We start from the raw sequence: 12,077 nt of genomic DNA, 5'->3' as shown, positions 1-12,077 counted from the left end.
TCAGCGCTGCACGAGCCGCAGGAACGCGCCGATCGTCGCCAGGTCCGCGGGATTCGTGGGCAGCGCGTCGGTCAGCGCGGGGGAGTGGACCAGGAAGCACGCCCACTGGCCCCGGGAGATCGACACGTTCAGCCGGTTGCGGCTGAGGAGGAAGTCAAGCCCACGGGCGACCTCGTCGGGGCTCGAAGCGGCCATCGTCAGGATCGCCACGGGCGCCTCCCGGCCCTGGAACTTGTCCACCGTGCCGACGGTGGTGCCCCCGAACCCGGCGGCGTCGAGCGCCTCGCGCACGGTCGCGACCTGCCCGTTGTAGGGCGCCACGACGATCACGTCCTCGTCGGTCAGCGGCCGCGGCGCGGCGCCGGCCCCCGGGGTCCAGGAACGCCCGGTGACCTCGCGCACCACATCCACGACGGCGGCCGCCTCCTCGGGCGAGGAGACCGCGTTGCCCTCGTGCACGACCGGCACCGGATGCAGCCCGGGCTCGACGCCGTCGAGGTGCCGGAGGTCGGTGACCGCCGTGTTCGCGTGCAGCTGGCCGTCGTAGGACAGCCGCGAGACCGGCGCGGTCAAAGCGGAGTGCATGCGCCAGGTGGTGTCGAGGAAGAAGCCGCGCTCGGGGCGCAGCACCTCCTCCCCGGGCTCCATGAGCCAACCCAGCGCCGCGTCGCCGACCGGCTGCGGATGGGTGCCCTGGGTGACCTGCGGCAGCTGCTGCGGGTCGCCCAGCAGCAGGACCGTGCGGGCGCGGGCGGCCGCGGCCAGGGTCATGGCCAGGGAGAACTGCCCGGCCTCGTCGATCACCAGCAGGTCGACCTCCGGGGCGTCGGCATGCGCGAACGTCCACGCGGTGCCGCCGAGCACGTGCCCGGGTTCGGCCAGGTGGGCGAAGGCCGTGGCGCGGTTCGGCAGCGCGGTCCACGGGCGCTCGCGGTCGTCGTCCCTGCGGCCCTTCTCCTTGCCGACCTGCTCGGCGGGGATGCCGATGCGCACGAGCTTGGCCAGGAAGTTCTCGACCACGGCGTGTGACTGCCCGGTAATCCCGACCCGCCAGCCGCGCTCGACGAGCGCCTTCACCGCGTGGCTGCCGACGTGGGTCTTGCCGGTGCCCGGCGGGCCCTGGACGGCGACATAGGAGCCGCGCGCGGACTCCAGGGCCTCGACGAGCGCGTCGACGCCGTCGAGCACGCCGGCGCGGGCGTCCGCGGTCACGGCCGCCAGCGGCCGACCGGTTGTGGCCGGCACACGCCGGGCCAGGATGTCGAACACGGCCGTTGGCGGGGCCTCGGGGGCCTGCTCGGCGTCGGCGGTCTCGGACCGGTCCGCCCGGGGCAGCACGCCGAGGGAACGGGTCAGACGGGCGTGGTCGCGGAGCCGCTCCTGCAGGGTTTCCGACGGAATCACGGTGTGCGCGAAGGCGGCCGAGGGCAGCTGGGCGTGCGGGTCCACGTCGAGGGGGACCTTCTCGCGCAGCGTGAGGGTCGAGCGGCCGTCGGGGCGGTGGTCGACCTGTTCGACCGCGGTCCGTGGGCCGATCCACCGCACCGCGTGGGCCGTGAGCTCATCGCGGCGCGAGGAGGGGACGTCGTCGTACACGGTCCGGGACTCGGCTCCCTCGGTCAGCTCGGTGCCGGCCTCGAGGTGACCGGTGACCTGCACGACCCGCTGCAGAGTGCGGGCGCGCGAGGAGGGGCGGTGCCAGTCCTCGAGGACGTCGACGCGGTCCGCGAGCACGTTCGCGCGCGGGTTCTGCCACTCGTCCGGCGGGGAGACGGCGCGGTCGAAGAACGCCCACCACTGCGGCTTGGCCTCGCGGCGGAAGAAGCCCAGGCCCGCGGCGAGCAGCGCCACGCCACGCTGCTCGTCGTCCAGCGGGGCGTCGGCGTCCTCGGGCACGAGTGCGAGCAGGTCCTGCTCGAGGGCCTCGTCGGCGACGACCGACTCCGACCTCGGGTCTTCCGTCTCGACCTCGTCGACCACGGGCTCGGGCGGGGCGTCCGCGGCCGGGGCCGTCTGACGCCCGACGAGTCCGAGCAGCCAGTCCCGCAGCCGGGCCGTGGAGACGCAGTCGTACCGGTTGTAGTCCTCGATCGCCGCGCGCAGCCGCTGCGCTTCCCGGGCGGCCTCTGGGTCGCCGTCGTCCGCGGCCTCGGCGGCCTCGGCGTAGGCGTGGTACTCGGTGACGGAGTCCGCCGCGGTCGTGACGCCGTCGGCGTCGCGGTGGTCCGCGCCCATGTAGAGGGGCTCAAGCTTCTTGATCGAGTAGCTCGGCACGCCCGCGCGCAGCCCCGCCCTGACGGTCGCGTACAGGTCCACGAACAGGCCCGCGCGCAGCCAGTCGTCCAGCTCGGCCTCGCCGACGCCGTGGCGCACCGTCAGGCGCTTGAGCGCGGTGACCTCATAGGCGGCGTAGTGGTAGATCCGCATGTGCGGGTGCGCCGCGCGGCGGGCCTCGACCATCCGCACGAACTCCTGCAGCGCCGCCCGCTCCTCTGCCCGGGTGTCCGCCCACAGGCCCGTGAACCGGAAGTCAGCGAACGCGGTGCGCGCCGTGTCTCCGTCGGGGGTCTCGACCCAGCCCCACAGGTACTCGAGGCCCTCCATGTCCCCGGCGGGGCTCACCCACAGCGGGTCGCCCTCGAAGTCGAAGAACAGGTCGCCGGCGTCCGGGGCCGGCAGGCCGCGCAGGGCCGCGGGGTCGATCACCTGCCGCGGCGGGGCGCCGTCCGGCTCCGGCTCCTGCAGCTGCAGGCGGGCCTGCTCCCGCAGTCCCCGCCAGGTCCGCTCGCTCAGCCCAGCGGGCGCGTGCTCGGTTGCGGCGAGGTCCTCGAGGGTGCGGACGCCCTCCTTCCGCAGCCGGGTCCGTTGCACGCGCGTGGCGCCGGCCGTGAGCAGCACGTCGCGGTGCTCGGCGACGGCCTCCTCGCACGCCGCGCACTGCCCGCACACCGCCACGTCGTCGTCCCAAGCCACGGGGCGCCCCGCGTCCATATGGGCGCGCAGCCGCCCTTCGAGTCGGGCGCGCTGGCGTCGGTACACGGGGATGATCTCCTCGAGGTCCACGCGGTGGGCGGTGCCGTCGCCGAGCCACAGGCTGCCGTGCCGGGCCCGTGGCACCCCCATGCCGTCGAGTAGATCCGCGTAGGCCGCGATCTGTAGCAGCGCGGTCACGCGGGCGTGGCGGGCGAGCTTGGTGTCCACCACCTCGTAGGCGCCGTCTGCCTCGCGCACGAGGAAGTCGGCGTAGCCGCCGAACACGCCGTCGTGCAGCATCGCCTGGAACACGACGGGGGCACCCGAGGTGAGGGCCTGCCGGGAGGCCGCGACGGCATCGGCGATTCCCTCCGGGGTGTGCGCGGCGGCCCGGGGCAGTTCGACGACCCCGTCCGGGCCGCGCTCGGCCTTCAACCGTTCCAGCGTCCGCGCTTCGTGGGCGTCGCCGAGGGCGGAGACGCGCTCGAGGAAGCCGCCCTCCTGGTCGGGGCGGGGAGCCCGTCCGAGCCGCGGGTCCACGGCGTCGTGCAGCCAGCCGTACTCGCACGTCGCGACGGCGGTCAGGTCGGAGGGGCTCAGCAGGAACGAGGAGAGGTCCGGGGTGAAGGTCACCATGAGGCCACCCTAGGGCGCGCGCCGGAGCCGTTAAGCGCGGGGCCGGCCCGGCTCGGAGACGACCGCGGGGCGCTGGGGAGCCGGTCGTCGCACCCCGACGTCTGTGTCATCCACACGACAACTTGACGTGGCGTGCGTCACGAGGAGTACCTTGGGTCTCGATTACCTACCTTTCGTTCGGTAAATCGTCGACGCTCGCTCCACGGGTGCGTCCGCGCACCCGTCGCGTCGATCTCTCCGCCCGCAGACCAGCCGAAGGAAGCAGTCGCCATGATCCAGGCCTCCGTCCCCAACCCGTACTCGCCGACCCCGCTGCCGGCCGACCCCGTCGACCGCGGTCGCCGGGATCCCGAGGAGACGATGAGCCGCGACCAGATCGAGTCGCTGCAGTTCGAACGGTTGCGCTGGACCCTCCACCACGCCTACGAGAACGTCCCCGCGTACACGGAGCACTTCGACGCGCACGGCGTGCACCCCTCGGACTTCACCGAGCTCGCCGACCTCGCGAAGTTCCCGTACACGGACAAGGAGTTCCTGCGGAAGAACTACCCGTTCAAGGCGTTCGCCGCGACCGGCCCCGAGCTGCGCCGCATCCACGCCTCCTCCGGCACGACGGGCCAGCCCACCGTCGTCGGCTACACCGACACCGACCTGGACACCTGGGCCAGGCTCGTGGCCCGGTGCTTCCGCGCCTCCGGCATCCGCCCGGGCGACCGCGTGCACAACGCCTACGGCTACGGCCTGTTCACCGGCGGGCTGGGCGCCCACTACGGTGCCGAGCGCGTGGGCGCGGCCGTCATCCCGATGTCCGGCGGCCAGACCGAGAAGCAGGTCCAGCTGATCCGGGACTTCGAACCCAGCGCGATCCTCTCGACGCCGACCTACCTGCTCACGATCGCCGACGGCTTCCGCAAGGCGGGCATCGGCCCGAAGGACACGTCGCTGAAGACCGCCGTGCTCGGCGCCGAGCCGTGGACCGAGGAGATGCGCCGCGAGATCGAGCAGACCTTCGGCGTCGATGCCCTCGACATCTACGGCCTGTCCGAGGTCATGGGCCCCGGCGTCGCCGGCGAGTCCGTCGAGACCAAGGACGGCTCGCACGTCTGGGAGGACCACTTCCGCCCCGAGATCATCGACCCGTTCACGGATGAGGTCCTCGAGACCGGCCGGCCCGGCGAGCTCGTGTTCACCTCCCTGACCAAGGAGGCGCTGCCGATCATCCGGTACCGCACCCACGACCTCACCCGGCTGCTGCCCGGCTCGACGCACCCCGGCCACCGCCGCATGGGCCGCATCACCGGCCGTTCGGACGACATGATCATCCTGCGCGGGGTGAACCTGTTCCCCTCGCAGATCGAGGAGCTGGCCCTGCAGCTGCCGGGCTTGTCGCCGCACTTCACCCTCACCATCACCCGGCCGGACCGCATGGACGAGATGACCGTGACCATCGAGCGCCGCCCCGAGGCGACGATGGAGCAGGCGCAGGCCGACGGTCAGGCCCTGCGCGGCCAGATCAAGACGACGATCGGCTCGTCCTGCACGGTCGACGTCGTCGAGCCGGACTCGCTGGCACGCTCCTCGGGCAAGCTCAAGCGCATCTACGACGAGCGTCCGAAGGGCTGACCTCGGTCACTCCCGGTGCGGGTCGGCGCCCGTCCTCGGGTCGGTGCCGTCCGACCCGAGGGGGTGCTCGTACACTCGAGGACGGCCGTCGTCCGTGACGGCGCGGCCGCGGGAGGCCGCCGAGGTCGAGTCGCCGCCGACGCACCACCAGGAGGACACATGAGCCGGAGCGAGACATCCGCCGGGCCCCGACGCGGGCGACCCGGCTATGACCGTCCGACGCTTGTGCGCGAGTGCGTCGACATGTTCAACCGGCACGGCTACGAGGCCACGTCGATGGGCATGCTCGCGACGCACCTGGGCATCTCGAAGTCGGCGATCTACCACCACGTGGAGTCCAAGGAGGCGATTCTGGGCGAGGCCCTCGACGCCGCTCTCGACGCCCTCGAGGCCGCGTTCGACCGGGTCGAGGCGCTCTCCGACGGCCCGGTCGAGCGGGTCGAGGCGGCCGTGCGCGCCACGCTGCAGGCGCTGGCCGACCACATGCCCGAGGTGACCCTGCTGCTGCGCCTGCGCGGAAACTCCGAGGTCGAGCTGCGTGCCATGGAGCGCCGCCGCACTATCACGCGCCGGTTCGGTGCCCTGCTCGAGGCCGGTCAGGCCGACGGGGCCGTCCGTGACGACGTGGATCCCCGCAACCTCGCCCGCCTGGCCCTGGGCATGATCAACTCCGTCGTCGACTGGTTCCGCCCCGACGGCCCGCACACCGTCGAGGAGATGGTGCGGTCGGTGACGGGCGTCGTGCTCGCGGGCGTGCGGGGCTGAGCGCTGCGCGGCTCAGTCCTCGGCGGGCTGCTCCGGCATCGGCCAGGTCTTGGCCACGAGGGTCAGCACGTCGTACTGCGCGCACAGTTCGTCGTTCTGATTGTGCAGCTGGCAGTCCCACGCGACCTCGCCGTAGTCATCGGTGACGCGCGGGGTGATGCGCTTGGCGGTGAGGGTCACGCGGATCGAGTCGTCGTAGGTGACCGGAGTGATGAACCGCAGGTTGTCCAGGCCGTAGTTGGCCAGCACGGGGCCGGGCTCCGGGGCGACGAACAGGCCGGCCGCCCATGAGACCAGCAGGTAACCGTGGGCCACGCGGCGAGGGAAGAACGGGTTGGCGGCCGCGGCCTGCTCATCGGTGTGCGCGTAGAACTTGTCGCCGGTCTCCTCGGCGAACGCCGTGATGTCCTCGAGGGTCACGGTGCGCAGGCCCGAGGCGAACTGGTCGCCGATCTTCAGCTCCGCCAGCGACTTGTAGAACGGGTGCGTCGCGGCGCCGGCCTCGACGTCCTCGCGGGTCACGGTGTTCGCCGCGGCGCCCGGGTGCCACTGGCCGGTGATCGCGGTCAGCAGGTCCGGGGAGCCCTGGAGTGCGGTGCGCTGCATGTAGTGCTTGACGGCCCGCACGCCGCCGAGCTCCTCGCCGCCGCCGGCACGGCCCGGGCCGCCGTGCACCAGGTGCGGCACGGGAGCGCCGTGGCCGGTGGTGGTCTTCGCGGTCTGGCGGTTCAGGACGTGCACGCGGCCGTGGTGGGCGCCGATGCCGGCGGCGAACGCGCGGGCGGTCTCACCGTCGTTCGTCGCGACGGTCGCCACGAGCGAGCCCGAGCCCAGCGCGGCCAGGGCGACCGCGTCGTCGATGTCCGAGTAGCCGATCACCGAGGTGACCGGGCCGAACGCCTCGACCGAATGGACCTCGGGGGTGCGGGCGTCCTCGAAGGACAGCACGGTCGGCGCGAAGAACGCGCCGGCCTCGGCGTCCGCGTCGCCGGTCGGGGCGTCGGCGCCGCCCAGGCGCACGTGACCGCCGGCCTCGACCAGTCGGCGTACGGCCTTGGCGACCTCGGACTGCTGCTCCTTCGAGGCGAGGGCGCCCATCGTCGTGCCCTCGACGCGCGGATCGCCGATCACGACGCGCGAGCTCAGACGTTCGGTCAGGGCCTCGACCACGGCCTCCACGTGCTCGGCCGGGGCGATGACGCGGCGGATGGCCGTGCATTTCTGGCCGGCCTTGACGGTCATCTCCTGGAAGACGGTGCGCACGAACGCGTCGAACTCCGGGGTGTCCGGTGCGGCGTCCGGGCCGAGGATCGCGGCGTTGAGCGAATCGGTCTCCGCGGTGAAGCGGATGCCACCGGTGAGCACGTTCGGGTGCTGACGCAGGGTGTTCGCGGTGCCGGCCGAGCCGGTGAACGCGACGTGGTCCCGGTAGTCCAGGTGGTCGAGCAGGTCGCGGGCCGAGCCGGCGATCAGCTGGATCGAGCCCTCCGGCAGCACTCCGGAGGCGATCATCATCTCGACGCACTTCTGCGTCACGTAGGCGGTCGGCGTCGCCGGCTTCACGACCGTCGGCATGCCGGCCACGAACGCCGGAGCGAACTTCTCGAGCATGCCCCAGACCGGGAAGTTGAACGCGTTGATCTGCACGGCGACACCGGGCATGCGCTGGTAGACGTGCTCGCCGATGAACGAGCCGTCCTTCGAGAGCTGCTCGACGGCGCCGTCGGGGATCACGTTGGCGTTGGGCAGCTCGCGGCGGCCCTTCGAGGAGAACGTGAAAGTGGTGCCGATGCCGCCGTCGACGTCGAACGCGTGGTCCTTCTGGGTGGAGCCGGTGGCGAAGGAGAGGTCGTAGAGCTCCTGCTTGTGGGAGTTCAGGTACTGGGCGAGCTGCTTGAGGCGTAGGGCGCGCTCGTGGAGGGTGAGCTCGCCGAGGGACTTCTGGCCCACGGTGCGGGCGTAGTTGATGACCGCGGCAGTGTCGATGCCCTCGGTGGAGACGTCGGTCAGGTGGGCGCCGGTGTTGGCATCGGCCACGGGCGAGACCTTCGACGGGTTCTGGGGCGTCCACCAGTCTCCGAGGATGTAGCTGGGCAGCAGCGCGGGGGTGTCGGGGGCAGTGATGCTCATGCGGGACTCCTGGGTCGGGTGCGGAGACGTGGTCGGGGCTGTGCCGGGTCGGGGTTGTCCCGGGTCGGGGCGTGCGGCAGGCCTGACCGATCGGTCGGTTAATCCCTGCCACCATAACGCAGGGCACGGTCGGATGGGAGGGCCGTCACAGTGGGGCGCCCGGCTGGGTGCCCGGCGTTGTTCACAGATTCGCCCGGTGCGCCCCCGTGCGGTCGCCCGGCCCGTCATGCTCGGGCCATGTCTCGTCGTCCGGCTCCTCTGCCCCCGATGCGTTGCGGGCTCGACCCGACCCCGCGACGCGGCCACGGACACCGGCGACGTCCTGCGCGAGGGCGTCGACTCGCCGATGGAGTCGTTCGTGCGCACGCGTCGGGTGGCGCAGGGGCTGCCCGAACCTGCGGTGAATCCGCTCGTCGTGCTGGAGACCGGCCAGCCGTTGCGGGTGGACATGGCGTGGCTCGGCGCGCGGCTTGTCGTCGAGTACGACGGGGAGCACCACCGGACGGACCGTGCGCAGTACCAGGAGGACCGCGAGCGCGACCGCGGCCGGCGGTCCGCCGCACCTGACCGCCGGGGTGCGGCGCCGCTGAGGTCGGGCGCCGACGTGCCCCGGGTCCACCGGCGTAGACTGAGCCCGCCCGATCGGGCGCTCCTGCACCCCACCTCGGAAGAGACTCCAGACGCATGCTGCGCACCATGTTCCACGCCAAGATCCACCGGGCGACCGTCACGCAGGCGGACCTGCACTACGTGGGGTCCGTGACCGTGGACCAGGACCTGCTCGACGCCGCCGGCATCCTGCCCGGCGAGCTCGTCTCCATCGTCGACGTCACCAACGGAGCCCGCCTCGAGACCTACACGATCGCGGGCGAACGCGGTTCGGGGGTCATCGGGATCAACGGCGCGGCCGCACACCTGGTGCACCCGAACGACGTCGTCATCCTCATGGCCTATGCGCAGATGGACGACGACGAGGCCCGCTCCTTCCAGCCGACGGTCGTGCACGTCGACGCGGACAACCGGATCGTGGAGCTGGGCACGGACCCGGCGGAGGCGCTGCTCGACGGCGTCGCCCGCCCGCCGCAGTCCCGCACATGGGACGAGGCGCAAGCCGAGCTCTGAGCGCTGTCGACACCGCAGAGGGCTCGGGGCGGGCATCGCGCGGACACCTCGGGCGCTCGCGCGGGGCCCGTCAGAAGGACTCCTGGTCCTCCTGCAGGCCGACGACCGAGAACTGACGCTGGGCCTTGGAGAACTCCTCCTCGTCGAAGTCCTCGGCCTTCTTGCACGTGTAGATGTAGCTCCAGCGCGTCGGGGAGGGCTCCTGGAACACGCGCATCAGCGCGGCGCTGCGTGCGGTCGAACCGTCGGCGAAGTCCACGGTGGCGTCATAGCGCAGCGCGTCGAACTCCTGCGGGGCGAGCGCCTCGCCGGTGAAGGTCGCCTCCGACTCCTTCAGCTCGATCTCGGCGTCGTTCTTCTCGGCATTCTTCTCATGCGAGGTGAGGATCTCGTCGCGGAACGCCGTCGTGGCGGCCTTATCGTCCTCGGCGTCGGCGGCGCCGGGGTCCTGGTACAGCTCGACGGCGATGGAGCAGGAGTTCTCCGTGCTCTCGAACTGGTGGAGGCCGAACTGCGGGTCGTTGCCCGCGTACTCGTAGCCCTCGGCCGAGGGTCCGGGGTGGGTGAGCTGGAGGCCCTCGCCCGGCAGGCCCGAGGCTGAGCCGGCATCGGAGTCCGACGAGGAGCTGTCCGAGGACGCGCTCTCCGACGAGGATCCGTCGGACGCGGAGGGGCTCTCTTCTGCGTCCTCCGCGCTCTCGGAGCTCTCGGCGCCTTCGGGGCTCTCCGTACCCTCGGAGCTCTGGTCGGACGACCCCGGGCTCTGCTCGGACGACGCGGGACTGTCGGCGGCGTTCGGCTGCTCGTCGGTGTTCTCGGCGGCGCAGCCGGCCAGAGCGCAGGCGGTCGTCAGGGCGGCGACAGAGGCGAGGAGCCGTCGGGAGGCGGGCATGGGAGGACCCTTTCAGGACGAGGACGATGCGGTAGCTCACCAGTGTGGTTCGCTTCACGCCACCGTAGTCGGGCTCCCCGCCGGCCCGCCAGCCCGGGCGAGGGCTCGGCGATGCCCGCATCGTCGGCCACGCGGCCTGACCTCGCCCGCATACGACGGGAGCCTCCCGTTTTGCGCACGACGGCGTTGCGGGAGGCTCCCGTTTTGCGCACGAAAGCGCGGGAGCGGGGCGGCTCAGCTGTAGTCGTAGAACCCCGTGCCGGACTTCCGGCCGAGCTCGCCGCGGGCGACCATGTCCCGCATCAGCTGCGGCGGGGCGAAACGCTCGCCGAGCTGCGATTCGAGGTACTCGGCGATGCCCAGGCGCACATCGAGGCCCACGATGTCCGTCAGGGCCAGCGGACCGACCGGGAACTTGTAGCCCAGCACCATCGCGTTGTCGATGTCCTCGGGGGAGGCGACGCCCTCCTCGACCATGCGGATCGCCTCGAGCGCGATCGCCACGCCGAGGCGGGAGGAGGCGAAGCCCGGGGCGTCCTTCACGATGACCGGGGTCTTGCCGAGTCCGCGCACCCAGGTGCTGGCCAGGGCCGTGAGCTCCTGGCTGGTCTTCTCGCCCACGACGACCTCGACGAGCTTCGAGGCCGGCACCGGATTGAAGTAGTGCAGGCCGCAGAACCGCTCGGGGCGGGCGAGCTTCGAGGCGATCTCGTCGACGGACAGGCTCGAGGTGTTGGTGGCCAGCCACGCGTCCTCGCCCAGGTGCTTCTCGACGTCGCTGAGGGCGTCGATCTTCAGCTGCATGTCCTCGGGCACGGCCTCCACGACCAGGCCGCAGCGGGCGAAGTCGGCGCGGTCCAGGGAGACGGTGAGGCGCTGGGCCCACCCGTTGAGGTCCCCGTCGATCTTCCCTCGCTCGAGGGACGCCGCCAGGTCCGACTCGACGCGCCCCCTAGCGGCCTCGGCCGACTGCGGGTCGCGCTCGACGACGACGACCTCGTCGGCGCCCGAGACCAGGAAGGCGTGGGCGATGCCCGCACCCATGCGGCCGCCGCCCAGCACGCCGACGACGGCGGGGACGGACGCGGCGGCGTCGTGCTGCTCGGTGCTCACGGTGGTGTTCTCGCTCATCTGTGTGTGCCTCACTTCTTCTTGCGGTCCAGGAAGGCCTGCATGCGGTCGAACTTCGCCTCGGACTCGAACAGGATCGCCTGGGCGAGGTCGTCGACGTGGGGGTGGGCCTCGCGGGGCATGTGGAAGACCTTCTTGGAGATCCGCACCGCCAGCGGGTCCTGCTTCGCGATGCGGTCGGCCAGGGCGTGCGCGGCGTCGATCAGCTCGGCCGGCTCGTGCAGCTCGGTGACCAGCTTCAGCTCGAGCGACTCCTGGGCGTCGAGGATCCGGCCGGTCAGCAGCAGCTCGAGGGCCACGGGCTCGCCGACGAGCTCCTTGAGGCGCCACTGCGCGCCGGCGGCGGCGGTGATGCCCAAGCCCGTCTCGGGCTGGCCCAGCTTCAGCGACGGGGTGGCGATGCGGAAGTCCGCGGCCCAGGCCAGCTCGGCGCCGCCGCCCAGAGCAACGCCGTCGATCGCGGCGATGACGGGCATCGGCAGGGTGTGGATGCGGTCGAAGAGGCCCGAGTTGATGCCGCGCAGGGCGTCGTCGCGGCGCCGCTCGCGCAGCTGGCCGATGTCCGCGCCGGAGGCGAACAGGCCCTTGGTCGTGCCGTCGCGGCCCTCGACCTCGGTGCCCGAGAGGATCAGGATCTTCGGGGTCTGCTCGAGGTGGGCGCACACGGCGTGCAGCTCGGCGACCATCGTCGCGTCGATCGCGTTGCGCACCTCGGGGCGGTTGAGGATCGCGTGAAGGCGGTCCTCGCGCTCCTCAACGCGGATCGCGGTGAACTCGGAGGCGTCCAGGGTGTGGCTCATCGTGC

The 12,077-nt window shown here is 72.1% G+C and carries 8 protein-coding genes; 3 read left to right on the top strand and 5 right to left on the bottom strand.

The annotated features are described in order from the left end of the window. Nucleotides 1–3,609 carry a TM0106 family RecB-like putative nuclease gene (locus HDA30_RS07725; protein WP_184241605.1) on the bottom strand — a complete coding sequence of 1,203 codons (3,609 nt, stop codon included), beginning with the start codon at nucleotides 3,607–3,609 and terminating at the stop codon, nucleotides 1–3. A 270-nt stretch (nucleotides 3,610–3,879) separates the two neighbouring features. Here HDA30_RS07725 and HDA30_RS07720 point away from each other — a divergent pair, with 270 nt between their 5' ends. Further along, entirely contained in the window at nucleotides 3,880–5,232 is a 1,353-nt protein-coding gene (locus HDA30_RS07720) for a phenylacetate--CoA ligase family protein (RefSeq protein WP_184241603.1), read from the top strand. A 159-nt stretch (nucleotides 5,233–5,391) separates the two neighbouring features. Continuing rightward, nucleotides 5,392–5,997, top strand: a complete 606-nt coding sequence (locus HDA30_RS07715) for a TetR/AcrR family transcriptional regulator (protein ID WP_158496344.1) — start codon at nucleotides 5,392–5,394, stop codon at nucleotides 5,995–5,997. A gap of 12 nt (nucleotides 5,998–6,009) precedes the next feature. On the opposite strand, the gene paaZ is transcribed toward HDA30_RS07715, so the two are convergent. Beyond that, nucleotides 6,010–8,127, bottom strand: a complete 2,118-nt coding sequence (gene paaZ, locus HDA30_RS07710) for a phenylacetic acid degradation bifunctional protein PaaZ (RefSeq protein ID WP_158496345.1) — start codon at nucleotides 8,125–8,127, stop codon at nucleotides 6,010–6,012. Nucleotides 8,128–8,811: 684 nt separating this feature from the next. Between paaZ and panD the strand changes: the two genes are divergently transcribed. Beyond that, entirely contained in the window at nucleotides 8,812–9,249 is a 438-nt protein-coding gene (gene panD, locus HDA30_RS07705) for an aspartate 1-decarboxylase (protein WP_184241601.1), read from the top strand. Between the two features lie 70 nt (nucleotides 9,250–9,319). On the opposite strand, the gene HDA30_RS07700 is transcribed toward panD, so the two are convergent. The 3 genes from HDA30_RS07700 to HDA30_RS07690 all read right to left on the bottom strand — a co-directional run bounded on the left by HDA30_RS07700 (nucleotide 9,320) and on the right by HDA30_RS07690 (nucleotide 12,072). After that, nucleotides 9,320–10,141, bottom strand: coding sequence for a hypothetical protein (locus HDA30_RS07700; protein WP_184241599.1), 822 nt, complete (start codon nucleotides 10,139–10,141; stop codon nucleotides 9,320–9,322). Nucleotides 10,142–10,375: 234 nt separating this feature from the next. Next, complete coding sequence (locus HDA30_RS07695) at nucleotides 10,376–11,272, bottom strand: 3-hydroxyacyl-CoA dehydrogenase family protein (protein WP_184241597.1); 897 nt, start codon at nucleotides 11,270–11,272, stop codon at nucleotides 10,376–10,378. Between the two features lie 11 nt (nucleotides 11,273–11,283). After that, a complete protein-coding gene (locus tag HDA30_RS07690) occupies nucleotides 11,284–12,072 on the bottom strand; it encodes an enoyl-CoA hydratase/isomerase family protein (RefSeq protein ID WP_184241595.1) in 789 nt (262 codons plus the stop codon). Nucleotides 12,073–12,077 lie beyond the last annotated feature (5 nt).

The organism is Micrococcus cohnii, from assembly GCF_014205175.1.
In the GTDB taxonomy this organism is placed as follows: Bacteria; Actinomycetota; Actinomycetes; order Actinomycetales; family Micrococcaceae; genus Micrococcus; species Micrococcus cohnii.
Note: the sequence above shows the minus strand (reverse complement) of the source record. Positions and strands in the feature narration are given on the sequence as shown.